General features: G+C 46.3%; 23 protein-coding genes and 2 tRNA genes. 16 read left to right on the top strand and 9 right to left on the bottom strand.

The features are described 5' to 3' along the window. Position 1 precedes the first annotated feature (1 nt). The 12 genes from KQI75_RS06260 (at position 2) to KQI75_RS06205 (ending at position 10782) form a co-directional block, all read left to right on the top strand. Positions 2-562: an acyltransferase gene (locus KQI75_RS06260; RefSeq protein WP_216469864.1), complete on the top strand. Its 561-nt coding sequence runs from the start codon at positions 2-4 to the stop codon at positions 560-562. 26 nt (positions 563-588) lie between these two features. Then, positions 589-1623: a glycosyltransferase family 2 protein gene (locus tag KQI75_RS06255; protein ID WP_216469863.1), complete on the top strand. Its 1035-nt coding sequence runs from the start codon at positions 589-591 to the stop codon at positions 1621-1623. Positions 1624-1657: 34 nt separating this feature from the next. After that, positions 1658-2425, top strand: coding sequence for a 6-hydroxymethylpterin diphosphokinase MptE-like protein (locus KQI75_RS06250; protein ID WP_216469862.1), 768 nt, complete (start codon positions 1658-1660; stop codon positions 2423-2425). 15 nt (positions 2426-2440) lie between these two features. Continuing rightward, on the top strand, positions 2441-3946 hold the full coding sequence (locus KQI75_RS06245) for an oligosaccharide flippase family protein (protein ID WP_216469861.1): 1506 nt from the start codon (positions 2441-2443) through the stop codon (positions 3944-3946). Between the two features lie 23 nt (positions 3947-3969). Continuing rightward, the gene (locus KQI75_RS06240) at positions 3970-4944 is read left to right on the top strand and encodes a glycosyltransferase family 2 protein (protein ID WP_216469860.1); all 975 of its coding nucleotides are present in this window, start codon (positions 3970-3972) and stop codon (positions 4942-4944) included. Positions 4945-4970: 26 nt separating this feature from the next. Next, positions 4971-5705 carry a 3-deoxy-manno-octulosonate cytidylyltransferase gene (locus KQI75_RS06235; RefSeq protein WP_216469859.1) on the top strand — a complete coding sequence of 245 codons (735 nt, stop codon included), beginning with the start codon at positions 4971-4973 and terminating at the stop codon, positions 5703-5705. Between the two features lie 12 nt (positions 5706-5717). Beyond that, positions 5718-6497, top strand: a complete 780-nt coding sequence (kdsA, locus tag KQI75_RS06230; protein ID WP_216469858.1) for a 3-deoxy-8-phosphooctulonate synthase — start codon at positions 5718-5720, stop codon at positions 6495-6497. Between the two features lies 1 nt (position 6498). Beyond that, positions 6499-7464 carry a KpsF/GutQ family sugar-phosphate isomerase gene (locus tag KQI75_RS06225; protein ID WP_216469857.1) on the top strand — a complete coding sequence of 322 codons (966 nt, stop codon included), beginning with the start codon at positions 6499-6501 and terminating at the stop codon, positions 7462-7464. After that, positions 7461-7940, top strand: a complete 480-nt coding sequence (locus tag KQI75_RS06220; protein ID WP_216469856.1) for a KdsC family phosphatase — start codon at positions 7461-7463, stop codon at positions 7938-7940. Before KQI75_RS06225 ends, KQI75_RS06220 begins: the two co-directional genes overlap by 4 nt. A gap of 16 nt (positions 7941-7956) precedes the next feature. Beyond that, entirely contained in the window at positions 7957-9186 is a 1230-nt protein-coding gene (locus KQI75_RS06215; protein WP_216469855.1) for a nucleotidyltransferase domain-containing protein, read from the top strand. 108 nt (positions 9187-9294) lie between these two features. Then, complete coding sequence (gene galE, locus KQI75_RS06210) at positions 9295-10311, top strand: UDP-glucose 4-epimerase GalE (protein WP_216469854.1); 1017 nt, start codon at positions 9295-9297, stop codon at positions 10309-10311. A gap of 309 nt (positions 10312-10620) precedes the next feature. Then, complete coding sequence (locus tag KQI75_RS06205) at positions 10621-10782, top strand: hypothetical protein (RefSeq protein WP_216469853.1); 162 nt, start codon at positions 10621-10623, stop codon at positions 10780-10782. 194 nt (positions 10783-10976) lie between these two features. Here KQI75_RS06205 and KQI75_RS06200 read toward each other — a convergent pair whose 3' ends face one another. The 4 genes from KQI75_RS06200 to KQI75_RS06185 form a co-directional block, all read right to left on the bottom strand. Next, a complete protein-coding gene (locus tag KQI75_RS06200; RefSeq protein ID WP_216469852.1) occupies positions 10977-11600 on the bottom strand; it encodes a manganese catalase family protein in 624 nt (207 codons plus the stop codon). A gap of 3 nt (positions 11601-11603) precedes the next feature. Next, on the bottom strand, positions 11604-11852 hold the full coding sequence (locus KQI75_RS06195; protein ID WP_216469851.1) for a spore coat protein CotJB: 249 nt from the start codon (positions 11850-11852) through the stop codon (positions 11604-11606). Continuing rightward, a complete protein-coding gene (locus tag KQI75_RS06190; RefSeq protein WP_216469850.1) occupies positions 11845-12069 on the bottom strand; it encodes a spore coat associated protein CotJA in 225 nt (74 codons plus the stop codon). Before KQI75_RS06190 ends, KQI75_RS06195 begins: the two co-directional genes overlap by 8 nt. A gap of 139 nt (positions 12070-12208) precedes the next feature. After that, a complete protein-coding gene (locus KQI75_RS06185) occupies positions 12209-13162 on the bottom strand; it encodes a 1-phosphofructokinase family hexose kinase (RefSeq protein ID WP_216469849.1) in 954 nt (317 codons plus the stop codon). 251 nt (positions 13163-13413) lie between these two features. On the opposite strand from KQI75_RS06185, the gene KQI75_RS06180 reads away from it, so the two are divergent. Beyond that, positions 13414-13502, top strand: a tRNA-Ser gene (locus KQI75_RS06180). Positions 13503-13529: 27 nt separating this feature from the next. Beyond that, a tRNA-Ser gene (locus KQI75_RS06175) sits at positions 13530-13619 on the top strand. 480 nt (positions 13620-14099) lie between these two features. Here KQI75_RS06175 and KQI75_RS06170 read toward each other — a convergent pair. From KQI75_RS06170 to KQI75_RS06150, 5 genes are all read right to left on the bottom strand, one after another. Then, positions 14100-15383 (bottom strand): homoserine dehydrogenase, encoded by a 1284-nt coding sequence (locus tag KQI75_RS06170; protein ID WP_216469848.1) that lies wholly within the window; start codon positions 15381-15383, stop codon positions 14100-14102. A 143-nt stretch (positions 15384-15526) separates the two neighbouring features. Further along, entirely contained in the window at positions 15527-16456 is a 930-nt protein-coding gene (locus KQI75_RS06165; protein ID WP_216469847.1) for a thiamine pyrophosphate-dependent enzyme, read from the bottom strand. Positions 16457-16462: 6 nt separating this feature from the next. Next, complete coding sequence (porA, locus tag KQI75_RS06160; protein ID WP_216469846.1) at positions 16463-17644, bottom strand: pyruvate ferredoxin oxidoreductase; 1182 nt, start codon at positions 17642-17644, stop codon at positions 16463-16465. A 3-nt stretch (positions 17645-17647) separates the two neighbouring features. Next, complete coding sequence (locus KQI75_RS06155) at positions 17648-17950, bottom strand: 4Fe-4S binding protein (protein WP_216469845.1); 303 nt, start codon at positions 17948-17950, stop codon at positions 17648-17650. After that, on the bottom strand, positions 17947-18525 hold the full coding sequence (locus tag KQI75_RS06150) for a 2-oxoacid:acceptor oxidoreductase family protein (RefSeq protein WP_216469844.1): 579 nt from the start codon (positions 18523-18525) through the stop codon (positions 17947-17949). The genes KQI75_RS06155 and KQI75_RS06150 overlap by 4 nt, the downstream gene beginning before the upstream one ends. Before the next feature lie 537 nt (positions 18526-19062). Here KQI75_RS06150 and KQI75_RS06145 point away from each other — a divergent pair. Together KQI75_RS06145 and KQI75_RS06140 are read left to right on the top strand one after the other, a co-directional pair. Next, on the top strand, positions 19063-20394 hold the full coding sequence (locus KQI75_RS06145) for an AI-2E family transporter (RefSeq protein WP_216469843.1): 1332 nt from the start codon (positions 19063-19065) through the stop codon (positions 20392-20394). Between the two features lie 11 nt (positions 20395-20405). Next, positions 20406-21500 (top strand): acyltransferase family protein, encoded by a 1095-nt coding sequence (locus tag KQI75_RS06140; RefSeq protein WP_216469842.1) that lies wholly within the window; start codon positions 20406-20408, stop codon positions 21498-21500. Positions 21501-21608: the final 108 nt, after the last annotated feature.

Below are 21608 nucleotides of genomic sequence, written 5' to 3'. Positions count from 1 at the left end.
AGTGATATTCAAAGACATAATAAAGAGATTTGTCCTCGGGGGGGAGACATCTCCTGAGAAAGCTACAATGGATTATTGTTTTGCTCATGGGTTTACCGCTGGAAAGAATTTCTCATATAACAGTGGCTATCCTATAGATGCGAATTGGCCATGGCTGATCTCGGTTGGCAATGATGTGACATTGTCGAGCAACGTGAGAATCCTTGCGCATGATGCGAGCACTGTGAAAGTAGGAGCTCATACTAAAATAGGTATTGTTAAAATAGGAAACAATGTTTTTATCGGGGCAGATAGCATTGTTCTTTGCAATACCAGAATCGGAGACAACGTAATTATTGGCGCAGGATCTGTAGTAACACATGATATACCGTCTAACAGTGTCTATGCAGGTAGCCCTGCAAAGTTTGTATGTTCTTTTAGTGAGTTTCAGGAAAAGCATCTGAGAAATCTTAAAACAAAACCTTATTTTGATAAGTATCGTTGGGATGAATGGGCAAATGCCTCGGAGAAAGAGCGTCGGGAAATGCGCAGAAAGTTAGAATTTACAGAGGGATATGTATAAGATCATTTAAAGAACGAGGTGGATAAATGATTTCAATTATCGTTCCAGTTTACAATTGCAGAAATTCTTTAAATTATTGTATCAATTCTATTTTGCGACAAACCTATGCCGATTTTGAATTGATTCTTGCAGATGATGGGTCTACAGATAAGAGCGATATGCTGTGTGATGCATATGCGAAAAAGGATTCTCGTATTAGAGTAATTCACAAGAAAAATGGTGGTGTATCGTCGGCGCGAAATGCAGGGATTGATAAATCTTCTGGAGAATACATTGCTTTTTGCGATAGTGATGATTACCTTGAGCCGGATTATCTGGAGACTCTTATCCAAACAGCAAGATCAAATTCAAGTTGCGGTCATATTTGGTGCTGCTTTCAAACAGTAACAGGATATCAAAAAGAGAATGCTGTTCCTAATCTGACAACAATAGAACCGATTTTGTACTATACGAGACGGGAATATATGACACTGCATGAACTATGGCTTGATACAGGACCGTGGAATAAGTTATATAAGAGAGAGATTATTCAGAATGCTGAGCTTCAGTTTTCTGAGGATTTTTCGCTCGGAGAGGATTGGCTCTTTAATCTTACTTATTTGGATTCTTCACCTAATGACCAAATTGCAGTTATAACAAAACCGCTATATAACTATGTGCGCGGTAATAATAATAGCTTAGATTCTATGTATCGAGATAATCTCTTGGAAATATATAGAAAGTTAAATGAAGTGTGCATAAAATATCTTCATAAATGGGATCTAGATTCGGAACAGATGCAGAAGTTTTATAATGGCAAGTTCTACATGTATGAAAGAGTCTTGGACAATACGATGCGAAATGTTGACCAAAAACGTTGCAAAAATATTGCATGGAATACTTCTTTTATGCGGAGTGATGAATTTAAAGAAGTGCTATCTATGCGAACTTGCCCGATACATCCGCTCTACTGGTTGGCGTATAGTTCTGGAAACTTTCGCAATGTATTGCTTGCTGATAAACTATGTCGTGCAAAACACTGTTTGGAAAAAATTATAAGAAATGATATAAAAGGATGTTAATTATATGAATATAATAACGCGCATGTGTGCCAGCTTGCAGGCGCGATACATAATCCCGTACCAGCAGGCGCACTTTGACAAAACCAAATACGACAAACGGTTGACAGCTTACAAAGGAAAGTATGCAGGAAAACGTTGTTTTCTGATCGGAAACGGACCGAGTTTACGGGCAGAAGATCTGACAAAATTGCACAAAGCCGGCGAAGTTACTTTTGCATTTAACCGCATCTATAATATTTTTGACAAGACGCCATGGAGACCGACATTCTATATTTCACAGGATGAAAAGATGCTGGCCGGCTGTGCGGATATTGTAAGCAAATTGCAGGGAGCAGAAAAATTTATTCCTATTCAGCTTAAATGGTGGAATAATATTACAATCGACAATGCAATCTATTTCAATATTGTCGCTCAGCAAACAGAAGATCCGCGGCAGTTTAGATTTTCTGACAATATTTCGCAGTGTATGTATAATTCCAGCACCTGTATGTATACAGCGGCGCAGCTTGCGGCTTACATGGGCTTTCAAAAGATTTTTCTTATTGGAGTGGATCATCAGTTTCACATCAGTCAGAACAACAAGGGTGAAATTGTAGTGGACAACTCCGTAAAAGACTATTTTACGGATAAATACAATGAAGATAAGGATAGATTATATATTCCCAATACAGAGCGCAGCACGCTGACGTATCTTGCGATGAAGCGCCATTGCGATGCTCGGAATATTGTGGTGTATAATGCGACTCGCGGCGGTAAACTGGAGGTTTTTCCGCGGATTGGATTTGATTCTCTTTTAGAATAAAGGATACATATATAAATGGCACAGGAAAAAAGTCAATTGAAAATTGGAATTGTTCTGTATTATGTGAACATGATTTTGGGAAATTTTATTCCGATTTTTTATACTCCAATTATGCTTTCGCTATTGGGACAGAGCGAATATGGTTTATATAAACTGGCGAGCAGTGTGACAAGCTATCTTTCGCTTATTTCCATGGGGCTTGGTTCGGCGATTACTCGGTATCTTATTAAGTCTCGGGAAGAAGAAGGAAAAGAAGCCGAAGAGCGAATGTTTGGACTCTTTGATGTGATTTTCAATGGAATTGCTGTCGCAACGCTGATTGTGGGTACACTGCTAACGATGGGTTTGCCTCTATGGTATGCGAAGTCTTTGACTGCTGTGGAGTTGAGTAGGATGCAGCTGCTGGTATTTATGATGGTCATAAATATGGCACTGAATTTTTCGCAGTCACCGTATTTATCTGTAGTAAATGCACATGAAAAATTTGTCTTTTTGCAGTATATCAATATCATTCAGACTTGTGGTGTTCCGTGTTTAAATTTGGTGGCATTGTTTATGGGAATGGGATCTGTAGGTATGACCATTGCGGCAATGGGAGCATCTATTTTAACACGCATAGCATATCAAATTTATGTTCGGCACAAAATGCAGATGAAACCCAGAATGAAGAATTTACCTACAAATAAGATGAAAGAAATACTTGGATTTTCTTTTTGGATCTTTGTTGCAAATGTAGTGGGTCAGCTTTATAACGCGACAGATACCGTGATGATTGGTATGGTTCCGGCGCTGGCAACAACGGGAGTAGCAGTGTATAACGTTGGTGGGATGTTTAACGGTATGATGTTTGGATTGACCACAGGTATATCGAATCTGTTGGCGCCTAAAACAAATCGTTTAGTATTTTTAGGAGCATCCGATAAAGAACTGACGGACTTGGCTATTCAAGTTGGACGGATCCAAGGCTATATTATGGCACTGATTGTTTCCGGTTTTGTAGCCTTTGGTAGACCGTTCATCATGTTTTTAGCTGGAAATAATTACATGGAAGCATATTGGATTGCAATCTTAATGATGATCCCTAATATGATACCACTTGTGCAAAGTGTTTGTCTAAATGTTATTGTAGCACAGAATAAACATCGGTTTCGCTCCTTGGTTTATCTTGGAATTGCAATTGTAAATGTTGTGGGAACTTGGTTCCTGATGCAGCATATGGGAATAGTTGGAGCTGCTTTCATGACAGGAGTAGCCTTGATACTTGGTCAGGGATTTGCGATGAACTGGTATTATCATAAAAAATCAAACCTAAATATGGTACGTTTCTGGAAACAAATAGCGTGTGTTTATAGAATACCGGTATTGATGTGTACAGTTACATTGCTTATTTCTAAATTTATTGATTTTTATAAAATTCAAGTTTTACTTATAGGGATTATGCTCTACGTAGTTGTGTATTGCATTTTAAACTGGAGATTCACAATGAATAACTATGAAAAAAATCTAATATTACTTTTTTGAGAAAAACAGAGAGGACAAGAAATATGAAGGAAATTAGCGTTATTGTTCCCGTTTATAAAGTAGAGCCATATCTCCGGCGGTGTGTGGACAGTATTCTTGCACAGACATTCAAAGACTTTGAATTGATTCTTGTAGATGACGGAAGCCCTGATAACTGTCCTGTCATCTGTGATGAATATGCAAAAAAAGATGGCCGTATCAGAGTTGTTCATAAAAAGAATGGCGGAATCTCTTCAGCAAGAAATGCTGGAATAGCGGTTGCACAAGGGAAGTATTTTCTCTTTTGTGATAGCGATGACTATGTTAGTCCACAATGGTGTATGTGCTTGTATGAGCAAATAAAAAAGAATCCGAATTCATCAATAGTTTGTGATTTAATCAGAATTGATGATTCTGAAGAGTTATACAAATTTCAAGAAGAAGGTGTTTTAAGAGCCTCAAAAACAGACTATTATCAAGTATATTTGATGGGGTTATCGGCATACGTTTGGAATAAAATTTATGTTGCTGAGAAAATAAAAAAGTATCAGTTGTGTTTCTGTGAGACGGAGAACATTTTTGAAGATGTGGACTTTAATCTGAAATACCTAAAATATTGTGATAACTGCATATATTTACCACAAAAATTATATGCGTATGTTCAAAGAGCTGAAAGTATCATGCATACATATGAACCAGACTGGCTTGCAATGCATATGCTCCCTTTTTATGGACGAATTTCATTTATTGGAGAAGAAAATCTCGTTGCGTACTGTGATAGTTGGTTATATCAGTTTTTGCATTTATTTTCTAACGTTTTTGATGAGAGAAACTCTGCTCCATGGATTAAAAAAATATTCTATAATCAGCGGGTGCTGTCCAGCAAAGAATTTCAATTTTGTTTGAAGCATGCTTCTGGAAAAAATGAGAACTCAATTGTCATTAAAATATTAAAAACAAAAAGTTATTTACTTTATTGGATGTTTGAAAGAATAGTCGATATTTGGCATAAAAAATAAAAATCATCTAGTAGGAGGAACATGCAATGAAAATCATCGGAATGATCCCAGCGCGGGGCGGCTCGTCTCGCTTTCACATGAAGCCACTGGCGCAAATTTGCGGAAAGCCCATGCTGTATTGGGTGTGGAAGCATTCGAAAGAAGTAGAACTCTTTGAGGAAGTTTATGTTGCTACTGACAATGAGAAAATTCGGCGTGTGGCAGAAGGATTTGGCGCAGAAGTTATTATGACTTCTTCAGATTGCGAAACAGCAACAGAACGGCTGTATGAAGTTTCACATAAGATTGAAGCGGATCTCTATGTTATGGTCAATGGTGACGAACCGCTGGTATTGGCAAAGGATATTGTCAAATGTATTCCAGAAACCATTCCGACAGACGGTTTCTATGTGTCTAACTTGATGACCGACTTTTCTAATCCTGTAGAGGTTGTTGATCCGACAAATTTGAAAATTGTCACGAATAAAGATGGAATTTGCCTGTTTATCTCTCGTGCGCCGATTCCATTTCCCAAAGGAGAAATGAACTACGCATACCAAAAGTTTGTAGGAGTAGGAGCATTTACCCAGAAAGCATTAGAATATTATCATGACACGCCTCGCGGACCGGTAGAGAAGATCGAAGAGAATGACTCTTTCCGATTTATCGAAAATCGAAAGGATTGTTATTATATCAATGCACATTGTAAGACGCTTTCCGTGGATACACCCAAAGATCGTGTGCAGGTGGAACGGTATATGCTCGAAAATGGCTTGGCATAAGGAGAGAAAATCATGTTTCAATTAATTGCAGGTCCTTGTGTAATCGAATCGGAAGAACAAGTGCTTTCTATTGCACAACAGATGAAGAATATAACCGAGCATTTAGGGATTCCCTATACATTTAAAGCCTCCTTTGATAAGGCAAACCGGACGTCTATTGATGGATTTCGTGGCCCCGGATTAGAAGAAGGACTGCGTATTTTAAAAAAAGTGAAAACGACAGTCGGTTTGCCAATCTGCACAGATATTCATGAGCCGTGGCAGGCGGAACCGGTGGCAGACGTCGCTGACATATTGCAGATTCCCGCGTTTTTATGCCGGCAGACTGATTTACTGGTGGCTGCAGCAAAGACGGGAAAGTGTGTAAACATTAAGAAAGCACAATTTCTTGCGCCGTGGGATATGAAAAACTGCCTTGAAAAAGTACGTCAATCGGGCAATCAAAATGTTATGTTGTGCGAACGAGGAACGAGCTTTGGGTACAATACATTGGTTGTAGATATGACGGGACTGCGTGTTATGAAAGAATTTGGTGTTCCTGTGATTTTTGATGCAACGCATAGTGTACAAAAGCCGGGTGGAAATGGAACAAGTACCGGTGGAAATCGAGAGTATGTAGAGTATTTGGCGAAAGCGGCAGTGGCAGTTGGAGTAGATGGGCTGTTTATGGAAACACATCCGAATCCGGATCATGCAAAGTCAGACGGTCCCAATATGGTGCCGTTGGACGAAATGGAAACCTTGCTGAAAAAGCTTAAACTGGTGTACCGTGCAGTGCATGCGGAGATATAACATGGACATTGTAAAAGAAGCGCAATGGGTATTTGATACAGAAATTACCGCCTTACAGAAAACCCAAAAGAGTCTTGGGAAAGATTTTGAAACCATTGTGCAGCTTGTAGTAAACTGTACTGGAAAAGTGATTGTCAGTGGCATGGGAAAATCAGGTCATATTGGTGCAAAGATTGCTGCATCATTGGCAAGTTTGGGTACACCATCATTCTTTATGCATCCTGGAGAAGCGATGCACGGTGATCTGGGAATGGTTGCAAAAAATGATGTGGTGCTTCTCATGAGCAATAGTGGAGAAAGCGATGAGATTGTTCGTCTGCTTCCAACACTTCATGAAATTCAGTGCATTACTGTGGCGATAACTGGAAATTCAAGATCTACTCTTGCGAAAGAATGTCAATATCATTTTTATTTTCCACATTTTGAAGAAGCATGTTATATGCACCTTGCTCCGACTAGCAGTACTACTGCACTGTTAGTATTGGGAGATGCTATTGCAGTGGTGGCATCCAAATTGCGTAATTATACAAAAAATGATTTTGCGCTTCATCATCCGGCTGGTGCACTGGGTAAAAAGCTGTTGGTTAAGGTTGAGAATGTTATGCATACTGGCGATGAAAATGCCGTTGTCCAGCAGGGAAGCACCTTGCGCAGTGCAATTGTAGAGATGAGCAGCAAAGGGCTGAGCATGGTCACAATTGTTGACCAAGAAAATAAGCTAAAAGGAATCATTACGGATGGAGATCTTCGGCGCATGCTGGAACACGGTGTGGATGTCTATCGAGAAATGGTAGACAATGTCATGACGAAATTGCCAAAGTATATTAACAGCCGGGATATGGCTGTTAATGCATTACAGAAAATGAGTGACTTTCGCATTACTGGAATGCCAGTTTTAGATAGTTCGGATTGTGTCGTTGGTTCTATTTTAATGCAAGATATTTATAAAGCGGGGATTATTGGATGATACAGCTACTTGTGATGGATGTAGATGGAACATTGACTGATGGAGCAATTTATATAGGGGATACAGGGGAATTGATGAAAGCATTTCATGTAAAAGATGGCTATGCGATCGCGCAGATACTTCCTGAGCATTCCATTATTCCCGCTATTATAACAGGGAGAGAATCAGCAATTGTTGAAAGAAGGGCGGAAGAACTGCATATTGCAGAACTTCACCAAGGTGTGGGAAATAAGTTGAAAAAATTAAAAGAAATTGCTGATAAACATCAAGTGCATGCAGAAAATATAGCATATATAGGAGATGACTTGAATGATCTGGAATGCATTCAATATAGCGGGATATCGGGATGTCCCGCTGATGCTGTAGAGAAAGTGAAGAACAATGTAGATTATGTTTGCAAGATGTGCGGCGGACAAGGAGCGGTAAGAGAATTCATTTCATGGCTAATTTGCCATCAGAATATAAAAAACAAGTAATGGAACAAAAGAAACAATGCAAACTTTTCAAACTTACTTTCTCTCCGCCCTTCGTGCGGCGTTAAACAATCAAACCGTGTCGTGGGAATCGGTTTCCCCAGCCGACTGGCGGGCGCTGTTTCAGCTTGCCCAGCAGCACAAGGTGGGACCGATGATCTATGAGGCGGTATATCATTGCCCTGCGGCAAAGCGGGTGCCGGAACTGATGCGGGCGTGGAAGCGGCAGACCATGCAGCAAGTGCTGGTGCAAACGCAAAAGACAACGGAATTTCTGCACCTATATGCAGCACTGCGTGAGCATGGTATCACGCCGTGCGTTGTCAAAGGCATTTTATGCCGGCAATTATATCCCAATCCGGATGAACGCGTGTCTGCGGATGAAGATCTGTTTGTTGCGCCGGAACAATTTGCGGCGTGTCACGCGTTTCTTCTAAAATATGGTATGAAACCAACAGCTGAGCGGACAGATTTGCAGACACAATTTGAAGTGTCGTATCAAAAAACAAACAGTCCGTTATATCTTGAACTACATCAGCAGCTATTTTCTCCGGATTCCGATGCATATGGCGATTGGAATTACTATTTTACACAGATTCATGCACAGCCTGTGGAAATCTTTGTGGATGGCGTGCTGCTGCGCAGTATGCAGCACACGGATCATCTGTTTTACTTGCTTTGCCATGCGCTCAAGCATTTTATGCACAGCGGATTTGGCATTCGGCAAGTCTGTGATATCGTGCTGTATGCCAATGCATACGGTGCACAAATTCAGTGGGGTAAACTTGTCGTGCAGTGCCAGCATATTCATGCAGATATCTTTGCTGCGGCGCTGTTTCGCATTGGACAAGAGTATTTGACCTTGGATTATAAAACAGCTTGTCTGCCGACGTGCTGGAAGAACATGCAGCTGGATGAAACAGCTATGCTGGAAGACCTGCTCGATTCCGGCATTTATGGCGGAGCGAGCGGAAGCCGAAAGCACAGCAGTACGATGACGCTGCACGCGGTTGCGGCACAAAAACAAGGAAAACAGAAAAAAATGCAAATTTTACGAACTATTTTTCCGAAGGCAAAAGATTTGCAGGGAAGATATTCGTATTTACAGAAAAAACCATTTTTGCTGCCGCTTGCGTGGGGAGATCGGCTGTTGCACTATCGCAAAGAGAGTCATACAGCTGTCCAGAGCATTCAGATTGGACAAAAACGGACGGCACTTTTACAGCAATATGGCATTTTAAAAAAATAATACATTGTGTGCACCAAATGCTGCGACCGAAAAAAGGCATTGTACGAAAAGCAATCTGGCAGTATAATAAAGATGTCAAGCGAATTGCTTAAAAAAGGAGAATGTACAATGAATATTTTGATTACCGGCGGTGCCGGATATATTGGCAGCCACACAGTCATTGAACTGCAAAAAGCGGGACATGATGTCGTTGTTGTGGACAATCTGAGCAATGCTTCGGAAAAATCCTTGCAGCGTGTAACTGAAATCACCGGCAAACCGGTTCCATTCTATCAGGTAGACATCCGTGACCGAGAAGGCCTGACCAAGGTGATGGAAAACCACGCATTTGATTGCTGCATTCATTTTGCAGGACTCAAGGCAGTCGGTGAATCGGTAGAGAAACCATTGGAATATTATGAAAACAATATCTCCGGTACGCTTGTTCTGCTGGATGTGATGCGCAAGCATGGCTGCAAAAATATTATTTTCTCGTCCTCTGCGACGGTTTACGGCAATCCGGCAGTGATTCCGATTACAGAGGAATGCCCGAAGGGACAGTGCACCAATCCGTACGGCCAGACCAAGAGCATGATTGAACAGATCATGATGGATATGCAGAAGGCAGATCCGGAATGGAATGTGGTTCTGCTTCGATACTTCAATCCAATTGGTGCGCATCCGTCCGGAAAAATTGGTGAAGACCCCAACGGCATTCCGAACAATTTGATGCCGTATATCACGCAGGTAGCTGTTGGCAAGCGTCCGGAGCTGGGCGTCTTTGGCGACGATTATGATACACCGGACGGAACCGGTGTGCGGGATTACATTCATGTCGTAGACTTGGCAGATGGCCATGTCAAGGCATTGGCTGCAATTGAAAAGAAATGCGGTATGGCGATTTATAATTTGGGAACCGGTCAGGGCTATTCGGTTTTGGACGTTGTCCATGCATTCGAAAAGGCAAATAACCTGACGATTCCGTATTCCATCAAGCCGCGCCGCGCGGGTGATATTGCCACCTGCTATTCTGACCCGACCAAGGCAGAGAAGGAATTGGGCTGGAAAGCGCAGAACGGTATTCTGGAGATGTGCCGCGATTCTTGGAATTGGCAGAAGAACAACCCGAACGGTTACCGCGATTAAAAAAATAAACCGGATTTTGGCAGATGTACAAGTTGTACATCTGCCTTTTGTATATATCCAGTACTTTTTGTAAATAACGGTCATAAATCGAAAAACATACCAGAGATACGGCAAATAATTCCAGAAATGCGGCAAAATTCAAGAAAAACTCCTGCATAGTGTGCATAATTCGGAATAACTGTTTTTGTGAACGATGACGGGAATGTGTACAAGAAGTGGAGAGAAAGACCATGCAAAATTATATAAAATAGAAATAGACAAATTGCCGCTGTTTGCAGTATGATAATCGCAGGAAGAGGGGAATGCAACATGATAAAGCAAATGCAGACCGGCAGCGTTTCGGTTATGAGAAAAGAAAAATCATGCAGCTTTTTTCGGAAGCTTGCACAGTCTTATATTAAGGGTGTCATGCATGCACAGTATGCAAATTCTGTGACGCAGACCTTTGGTCATTACATGGATAACAAGTAAACCAATATATTTATTATAAAAAAAGAGGTAACAACTATGCATTTCTTCCAAAAGCTCGCACGTTCTTATGTAAAGGGCGTAACCAATGTACAGTACGCAATGTCCGTTCGTGATGCATTCAATCACAAGTAATCGCAGAAAATAAATGAACAGAAACGAGCTGTCCCAGCATGAGACAGCTCGTTTTTGCATGTTCAGCGCTTTTTAAGCCGTTTGACGCAGCCTGCATCAAACGAAGGATTATATGCATAATAGTTTTTGGCATCGAGGTTTTCCTGTACATCGCGCAGAGCTTCACCGAAGCGCTGGAAATGCACGATTTCACGTTCGCGCAGAAACTTAATGGGATCTCTCACATCGGGATCGTCAATCAGACGCAGCAGATTGTCATACGTCAGGCGTGCTTTTTGCTCGGCCGCCATATCTTCAAACAAATCGGCAATCGCATCACCGGTGGATTGCAAGGTTGCCGCAGAAAACGGCGTGCCGCTTGCTGCCTGCGGATAAATACCATTGGTGTGGTCAACAAAATATGCGTCAAATCCGCTTTGCTTGATTTGCTCCGGTGTCAGACAGCGGGTGAGCTGATAGACGATTGCGCCGATCATTTCGCAGTGCGCAAGTTCTTCTGTGCCAATGTCAGTCAAAACTGCTTTGCCCTGCGCATATGGCTGCGCGAACCGCTGGGTCAGATAGCGCATCGCCGCGCCCAGCTCGCCATCCGGACCGCCGAGCTGCGTGATAATGAGTTTGGCCATTGCTGGATCGGGGTTGGCAATGCGCACCGGATACATGAGATTTTTTTCGTATGCCCACATAATTTATACCTCCTCCCAAGGCCACGGATCATCCGCCCAATTCCATCGGCCGGTGCTGCCTGCATCTTGGTGTTTGAGCGGTCCAAAATGCTTTTGGTATACCTCTTGTGCCTGCTGCTGTTTTTTGCAGACATTGCGGAAATATTGTACAGCTGACTCATCATCCGGATGGCTGTCTAAATACAGAGAGGCGTCTACGGCGGCAAATCCGTGCTCCTGTACATCGCGCATTGCTTTTTGCTTTTCAGTCACAGGAAACAGCCTCCTCTCCGATAAATGGCTTGTCAAGATCCGCAAAGATTGTGCCGCGCGCCAATGCGACGTCCTCTTGATAAATATTCTGCCAAACCTGATCTGGGACAAAGCCCATTGCCAGTGCCAGCAGATTGTAATTCAGGACATATCCGGGACCGGACTGCGCCGCCTGCGGCGTGACAGCCGGACGAGCCTCATTTGGCTTGGTTTCCATTGCGTTGCACCCTTTCTGTGGGAAAATACCCAGTTAGACTTTTCGGTCTATCTTATGCGAATGCAGAGAAGTAGGTGAATGGAGAACAAGAGGGCTGTCAGCAACAAACTGACAGCCCTCGCAGCATCGTCTGAAATTTTTATGCGTCCTGCTCCGCGACAGTAAATACATCGGCAGATTCGTTTTGCAGAATGGAATTGAGCCGCATGATTTGCTCGTATGTGCCGCGTCCATCGTGAAAGGCGTTGGCGGATGCCGCTGCCAGCGATAAATGAAAGGCCTCAATCATGTCGTGATTTTTATGGAAGCCGGACAGGAAGCCTGCGAGCATGGAATCGCCGCAGCCGACCGTGTTGCAAACCTTGCCCTTCATCGCGCTGTGGTGATAAATTTTGCCGTCCTCGGTCAAAAGCAGCGCGCCGGCAGAGCCCATGGACACCAAAATATTGCGTGCACCCATGCTCTGCAGGGTTTTCATGTAGCGAACAATGTCGTCTGTAGATACAGAGGACATGTCCTGAAAGAAAATATCTGTCATTTCCTGCATGTTTGGTTTGATGAGGAACGGACGATATTTGAGCGTGTGCAGCAGCAGCGGGCGCTTGGCATCCACAACGACATACAAATCCTTGTGGGATACGGAACGGAGAATTTCGCCGTATACATTGTCCTTGGCGCCGCGCGGGACGGAACCGGACAGAACAATGGTGTCTCCGTCCTGCAAATTCTGTAGCTTTTCGCACAGTGCATCAATGTCCTCCTGTGTCGCGAGCGGACCGATGCCGTTGATAGAGCTTTCGATGGCATCTACCATCTGGACGTCAATGCGGCTGAATCCGGTCTTGAGCGGAAGGAAATCGTGTGGGATTCCATCTTTGCTCATAATTCGCTCGATCTCTGAGCCGGTAAATCCGGCGACAAATCCGAGAGCCAAGCTTGGTTCCTTCAAAATATGAAGAGCATATGCAACATTGATGCCTTTGCCGCCGGGCATGAGCCTTTCATAACCGGCGCGGTTGACGCGGCCTGATTTGAAATCAGGAACTGCGACGAGATAATCCAGGCAAGGATTTAATGTAACAGTGTAAATCATGTAAAATGACCCTCCTGATAGAGCTTAAGTACGGAGTAAAGACAATGACACCACAAGATGCACAAAAAATGTCTTTTTTCTCTAACATAGTATAACATATTGAATAATAGAATGCATCGTCTTTTCGCGAAAGTTAACGATTTATTTGCAATTTTTTTTGTGACAAACAAAGAAAAAGTACCGAAAAACAATTGACAGAAATGCAAAGCTGTGCTATAATACTTCTTGCTTGACAAGAGAGTTTTCGATCCGGAGAGGTATCGAAGTGGTCATAACGAGGCGGTCTTGAAAACCGTTTGTCCGAAAGGGCGCGTGGGTTCGAATCCCACCCTCTCCGCCACATTTTCTTGTAGAGACAACAGCCTTTGGAGAAGTACCCAAGTGGTGAAGGGGCTCCCCTGCTAAGGGAGTAGGGCGCGAAAGTGTCGCGAGGGTTCAAATCCCTCCTTCTCCGCCAAAGAAAAACCATCAGACCTCACGGTTTGGTGGTTTTCTTTTTTTATCCGGATACGAATTTGTAAAAGTTTTGCCCTCTCAGTCATTTGCTATGCAAATGACAGCTCTCCCAGAGGGAGAGCCGAGAAGCTGGTACGAACTGCACTCCTGATGAATCAGGGGGAGTTTGATACAGGCTTGCGCCGTGCCACCTTCCTCAGAGAGGAAGGCTTTTGTCTCGCACAATCTAACTTGTCTCTCCCTTTGGGAGAGATGTCGCGCAGCGACAGAGAGGGCTGATGCCAGCTGACATGGCTTTTCAAATTTGCCCTAATTCGAATTTGTCAGCGTGTTGCCCTCTCAGTCATTTGCCGTGCAAATGCCAGCTCTCCCAGAGGGAGAGCCGAGAAGCTGGTGCGGACTGCATATCTGATACGAATACCGAGGGAGTTTTTACAAATTTACAGAATACGCATGAGATGAACTCTCAAATGCTCATAATTTAATAAACCCGAATCACCGAGGCGATTTTATGCACCATGCTCATGTTGCTGAGGATGGTCAGGGCGTCGCGTATGTGGCGCTCTCTCACGGTATCCGTGATGACAACCAGCTCGGCGGAATCGGTGTCGGATGCCTTCTGCAATACCTGCGAGATGCTCACGCCGTTGTTGCCGAGTACGCCGGTGACACCTGCGAGCACACCCATGCGGTTTTCCACTTCAAGACGCAGGTAATATTTGCTCTTGATGTCCTCCATCTTTTTAATCGGCAGCTTTTTGTAGCACGTGCAGCCAATGCGGCCGGTGCAGTGCATGAGGATGTTGCGGGCGGTGTCGATAATGTCACCGGTGACCGCGGAAGCAGTCGGCAACTCACCGGCGCCGCGGCCCATAAACATGGCGTCATCCAGCGCATCGCCGTGCACAAACACCGCGTTAAACGCATTGTTGACGGTAGCCAGCGGGTGAGATGACGGAATCAGCATCGGATGCACGCGGACTTCAATGCCCTCATCGGTGTTGCAGGCAACGCCGAGCAGCTTGACGGCTTTGCCCATTTCCTTTGCGTAGCGGATGTCGCGCGCCTGAATATTCGTGATGCCCTCGGTAAACACATCGTCAAAAGTCACGCGGGAATGAAAGGCGATAGAAGCCATAATCGCAACCTTGCGTCCTGCGTCATAGCCTTCGATGTCAGCGGTCGGGTCAGCCTCCGCGTAGCCGAGTTCGGTAGCCTTTGCCAGCGCCTCGGAAAACTCCATGCCGTCCTCTGTCATGCGCGTGAGGATATAATTGGTTGTGCCGTTGACAATGCCCATGATTTCTGTGATGCGGTTGCCAGCCAAGCTCTGCTTGAGCGGATGGATAATGGGAATCGCACCGGCAACAGATGCCTCAAACTGCAAATCGCAGTGGTGTTCCTCGGCAAGGTCGAGCAGCTCGCCGCCGTGTACCGCAATCAGATCTTTGTTTGCCGTCACGACATTTTTGTTTGCCTGTAATGCTTCTTTGATATAGGTGTGGGCAGGTTCGATGCCGCCCATCAGCTCGACGACAATCGAAACCTCCGGATCGGAGATAATATCATTCCAGTTATCGGTCAGCAGCGCGGTCTCCACACCGGAACGCGGTTTGGATGCATTGCGGACGAGAATGTGAGAGATTTCAATCGGTGCGCCTGCAATCTGCGGCATGTCGTCTGCACGCATAGACAGCAGCTTGTAAACGCCGGTGCCGACGGTTCCGAGACCGAGCAGCGCAATTTTAATCGGTTTGTTTGCCATAATATCTATCACCTTACTTTTAGTCGGAAAAATTACGTGTTCTTATTTATCATAGCGTATTTTTGGACGATTTGCAATTGATTTGAATGGGAAAAACAAAAGCAGATGCTCGCGCATCTGCCTCTGTTTTATGAGAATGGGGCTTACTTGCACTTTGCGAGCAGCTTCTCCCATTTTTCGTCTACATACTTCTGTGCTTCTTCGATCATCCACTCGTTGCCCGGCTTGAAGCAGTGCTTGAAGCGGCCCTGCTTGGACATGTATTCCTCGATCGGGAGCTTCTTCTTCGGCATGTATGTCAGATGCCACTCGCCCTCGACAACTTCGTACAGCGGCCATGCACAGGTCTCAACAGCAAGCTTGCAGATTTCTGCCATGTCCTGCGCCTGGAAACGCCAGCCGCGCGGACACGGGCTCATGACGTTGAGGAAGCAGGCACCCTCGGTGTAAATGGCCTTGTGTGCCTTCTCGTGCAGATCGCGGAAGTTGCCCAGAAACGTGGTCTGTGCAGCATACGGAACGTTGTGTGCTGCGATGATCTCGGTCAGATCCTTCTTGTTCTGCTTCTTGCCGTAGGATACCTTGCCGACCGGCGTGGTAGTCGCATCGGTAAAACGCGGAGTAGAAGAAGAACGCTGGATACCCGTGTTCATGTATGCTTCGTTGTCGTAGCAGACATAAACCATGTCATGACCGCGCTCCATCGCGCCGGACAGGGACTGGAAGCCGATGTCATAGGTGCCGCCGTCGCCGCCGAAGGTGATGAACTTGAAGTTGTCCTGAATCTTGCCCTTGCGCTTGAGGACGTTGTATGCTGCTTCTACGCCGCCGCAGGTAGCAGCTGCGTTTTCAAATGCGCAGTGAATGTAGCTGTCCGTGTATGCGGTGTACGGATACAGGAAGGAGGAAACCTCCAGACAGCCGGTTGCATTGGTGATGACTGCCTTGTCCTCCGGCTCCAGTGCACGCAGGACAGCGCGGACGGTGATGCCTGCGCCGCAGCCGGCACACAGACGATGACCGCCGACAAAGCGCTCTTCTTTCGATAACTGTTCTTTCAAACTATATGCCATGGTCTATTACTCCCTCTGTCCGATGTGGCGGTAAACCTCGCCGGTCTTGCCGGTCTCTACGATCTTGTCCAGCTCATCAAAAATGTATGTGCAGTCTTCTACGCGGAAGTCTCTGCCGCCCAGACCGTATACATAGTTGATTGCCTTCGGACGGTTGTCCAGATCATACATCGCGCTGCGGGTCTCTGCAAACAGCGGACCGCCTGCAGTGGAGAAGCTCTCATCCTTGTCCAGAACAGCAACAGCCTTGCAGCCGGACAGTGCCTGCGCGATTTCTTCAAACGGGAACGGACGGAATACACGAACCTTAATCATACCGACCTTGCGGCCCTGTGCGCGCAGCTCGTCTACGGTCTCGCGGGCAGTGCCTGCGGAAGAACCGATCAGAACAACAGCGGTCTCTGCGTCTTCCATCTTGTATGCTTCAAAGAAGCCGTAGTAACGGCCGGTGATGTCGCCGAACTTCTTGCCGACTTCCAGAATGACCTTCTTGGCGTTTTTCATGGCGTTTGCCTGTGCGACCTTTGCTTCCATGTAGTACGGAGAAATGCCATACGGGCCGACAGCCAGCGGATTCTCATGCTTGAGCAGGTAGTTTTCCGGATTGTACGTGCCGACAAAGTTCTGAACCATCTCGTCGGTTTCCAGTTCAATGTTTTCTACTGCGTGAGAGGTGATAAAGCCGTCCTGACATGCCATAATCGGCAGGCGGACATCCGGATTCTCACTGATCGGCATACACTGAATATAGTTGTCGTATGCTTCCTGGTTGTTTTCTGCAAACAGCTGAATCCAACCGGCATCGCGTGCGCCCATGGCATCGGAATGGTCATTGTTGATGTTGATCGGGCCGGTCAGTGCACGAGTTACCAGAGCCAGCGTAATCGGCAGACGAGAGGAGGAAGCGACGTACAGCAGCTCCCACATCAGAGCCAGACCGCAGGAAGATGTTGCAGTAATCGCACGTGCGCCGGCAGCAGCGGCACCGATACAGGTGGACATGGAGGAGTGCTCCGACTCAACCGTTACATACTCGGTGTCAACTTCGCCGTTTGCAACGTACTGTGCAAAATACTGCGGAATTTCGGTGGACGGGGTGATTGGGAAAGCACCCATAACATCCGGATTGATCTGCTTCATTGCGTAGGCAACGGCTTCGTTGCCGGACAGTCTTTCACGAATCGACATGGATTACTTCTCCTCCTTTCCAAAAGAAATCGCCTGGAACGGACATACTTTATAGCAGATGCCGCATCCCTTACAGTGGTCAAAATCAAAGTCCTGACGCTTGCCGCCGACAACCGGAATCGAGGAATCCGGACAGTACGGTGCGCACAGCAGACACTGCTTGCACTTGGTGGCATCCCACTTCGGCACCATCGTGCGCCATTCGCCGGTGATGGTCATAGACGCCGTTGCCGGCTCGTAAATTTCACAGCCAGGGGTCAGCTCCTGCCACTTGGACTGTTCGTTAATATCTTTCGCGTGAATCATCCTTCTTGCACCTCTTCCATAGACTGGGTAAGCACGGTCATGTTGCCTGCGATGACCTGCGGCTTGGTCGCAAACTTGTGTTTAAACGATGCTTCCATGTTGGTAACAAACTGTTCCGGATCGACAACGCCGGAAACCTTGACGGTGGCAGCCAGCATCGGGGTGTTCGGGAAGTTTTTGCCCAAAACTTCTTCCGAGATGCGGCGTGCATCGATGGTGCAGACGCGGCCCTCGTAGTGACCCAGCTCCTTGCGGATTTCAGCCGGTGTCTTGGGGGTGTTGACGATAATTGCACCCTTCGGGTTGAGACCCTTGAGCACGTCAACGGTTTCAATCAGGCTCTCGTCTACGACAACGACATAGTCCGGATCATAAATGTTGGAATGTACGGTGCAGCGGGTGTCGCTGATGCGGTTGTACGCAGTGATCGGTGCGCCCATGCGCTCCGGACCATACTCCGGAAAACCCTGTACATATTTGCCAGAGCTGAATGCGGCATCTGCGAGCAGGAGACAGGCGGTTTTTGCGCCCTGTCCGCCGCGGCCGTGCCAGCGGATCTCGACAATATCTTTCATGTGTAACTCCTCCATCCATCGTGTTCAGCGAAAGAATTTCGTAAATTGATTTCCAATAAGAAATAAAAAAAGCTCTCATCCGTAAAAGGACGAGAGCATATTTGCTTCGTTATACCACCTGTTACTGCATACTGACATATGCGCTTCCGATAACGGGGAAAACCGGCATAAACCTACTAGAACTGTATCATTGGTTCGGTCTGCGACTCCGGAGTGATATTCGGACTGCATGTACTGGTGTCGGGCTTGCACTGTCCCCGATTCGCTGTGAAGTTCCATACAGACGTACTGTCTCCATCGCTGTCTTTCGATCAGGATATTTCATTGACTCTTTTAGTATAGGCGGACGTCAGTCCAAAAGCAATGGAAATTGTGCACAAAATCACAAAAAATTTATTTTGCGGATTATACGAAAGCACGCAGTGCCCGCGCACGTGGAAATTTTTTGTTAAAATATCTTCATTGTCCGTTGACTTCATGAAAAATTTGCTACAATATAAGAATGGTTGAAAAACCGGAACCGAAAGGAGTTTTCCCGTGAAAAAGGCAATGCAAAAATACATCGGCTGGGGCGCGACGATTATTATAACCGGCGCCGTGACGATTGCTATTTTCTTCTGTATTTTTAAGTTCAACGGACTGGCGGCCGGCATCGGCAAGCTGGTTAATATTCTGATGCCTGTTATTATCGGTATCGGCATCGCCTACGTGCTGTCCGCGCCGTATGACTGGCTGCGGCACAAATATATGCGCCTGCTCGCACACACGTTTCATTGGCGCAGCCGAAAGGCGGTGCGCTGCGCGGGCATCTTTGCGATGCTCACGACATTTCTCGGCGCGGCGGCGATTATCGGCGGTCTGCTGGCGCTGATTGTTCCGCAGCTGATTTCCAGCGTGGCGGGTCTGGCGGCAACGCTGCCGAGCAATATGATGCACCTGTCGCGCACGGTGCAGGATCTCGTCGTACAGTATTATCCGAGCGGCGAGGAAACCGTCATGAACGCCTATGCGCAGGCGGTCAGCTACATCGAAGAATTCGTTCAGAATTCGTTCACACCGTCCGTAGACACGCTGGGCTATGTTTCCGCCGGCGTCATGAATACGGTAACTGTGTTCAAGAATATTTTTATCGGCATCATCGTTGCGATTTATCTGCTGGCGGGCAAAGAGAATTTTATCCGACAGATTATTCGCTGCATTTATGCGGTGTTGGGCAAGAAATGGGGCAATGTCATTGTGGAGTACGGCAGATTTGCCAATCAGGCATTTACCGGATTTATCACAGGCAAGCTGCTCGACTCGTTTATTATCTTTCTGATTTCCGTAGTTATTCTCAACGTGATGGATATGCCGTTTGCGATGCTGGTCAGCGTCATTATCGGTGTAACCAATGTCATCCCGTTCTTTGGTCCGTTTATTGGTGCGATTCCGTCGTTTATCATCATCTTTATCGTGTCTCCGCTGCAGTCGCTGTACTTTTTGGTCTTTGTCCTGCTGCTGCAGCAGTTTGACGGCAATATTCTTGGTCCGAAGATTTTAGGCAACTCCACCGGTCTGTCCAGCTTCTGGGTGCTGTTTTCCATCCTGCTGTTCGGCGGCCTGTTCGGCTTTGTCGGCATGCTGCTCGGCGTGCCGCTGTTTGCCGTCATCAAGCACATTTTGAGCGATATCATCACGCGCAGCCTGCGGCAGAAAAATCTGCCGGTACAGGCAACCGATTATGCATGGCTGGCGTCCATTGATGAACAGGGCAATCCGGTTCGTTTACCTGTGCGCACGGAGAAAAACAAACAGAAATCCTCTGAGAAATCCGAGAAATCAGACGAATCTGCGTCCGATGACACAGGAGACGAGACACAGGACGAGTAGGAGGAATCGGTTTGACAAGGGGAAGAGATGCCGCACTGGACAATTTAAAGGGATTGCTCATCATCAGTGTGGTATATGTACATCTATATGATATGCTGGGACAGAAAACGCCGCTGCTGTTCACGATCCGGACAATCGTGCTCGCCGTGCAGATGCCGCTGTTTTTGTTCCTGTGCGGATATTTTGGCAAACATGCGGAAAAGCGGCGGGATGCCGCGTGGGCAGAATATCTCCTTCCGTTTTTGCTGTTTAATACGCTGTATTATCTCGTGCGCGCGGAACAGGAGCCGGGGATGCAGTATGTGCTGCTTCGGCCGCTCAATATGTATTGGTTTTTGCTGACGCTGCTCATCATCCGCGTGCTCATGCCGGAACTGCTGCGTATTCGCTGGCTGCTGCCCATCTCGCTGGCTGTCGCTTTGCTGGCGGGCGGAGATCCGTTCATCGGGCGCGATTTGTCGCTGTCGCGAACGATTTGTTTTTTGCCGTTTTATCTGCTCGGCTATTTTTGCACGCCCGCGCACATGCGGCGCATACGAAAGCTTCCGCTGCCGGTTGCGTGGATCGGTGCGGCTGCCGGTGCGTTTCTGGCGCTGTGGATGACGGATGTGCTGCCGGTTCGAAAAGGCTCCAGCCATCCCTTCCAGCTCGTCAATTCGTATGCCAGACAGGGGCTTACGCCGTGGGCGGGCATGGAATTTCGGCTTGCGATGTATATCGCGGCGCCGCTGCTCGGCATTTTTCTGCTGCGCATCGTGCATGCGCGGCGCGGCTTGCTCACGAGTATCGGAAAGGGCAGCATGACCGTGTATATGCTGCACGCGTTTCCGATGCTGTGGATGGTCGGTCATTGGGGCTTTGTCTGTAAGATTATCAACTGGTTTGTTCCGGCATTCGCGCACATCAAATATCCCGGAAAGCTTGTGGGCGGCGTGCTGCAGCTGATAGTGCTCGTGTTGTATTCGTTTGTCATTTCGTGGCTGCTCAGTGCGCCGCCGGTTGTGCGCACGTATGATGCGTTTATCGAACAGATGAAGCTGTGGCTGTTTCACGCGGCAAAAAAACAGGAAAAAACCGAAGAAACCAAGACGGTGCAGGGAAACTGATGGCTTTCCTGCACTTTTCTTATCGTTAAATTTACACAGGATGATTGCAATATGGGGCGCGTTTTGCTATAATGCAGTATGTATTGGTGGCAGTGTGTCATCATGGTT

Origin of the sequence: Butyricicoccus intestinisimiae (assembly GCF_018918345.1) — a bacterium.
Taxonomy (GTDB): Bacteria; Bacillota; Clostridia; order Oscillospirales; family Butyricicoccaceae; genus Butyricicoccus_A; species Butyricicoccus_A intestinisimiae.
The sequence above is the reverse complement of the archived record's forward strand: the minus strand, read 5'-3'. Positions and strand labels throughout refer to the sequence as shown.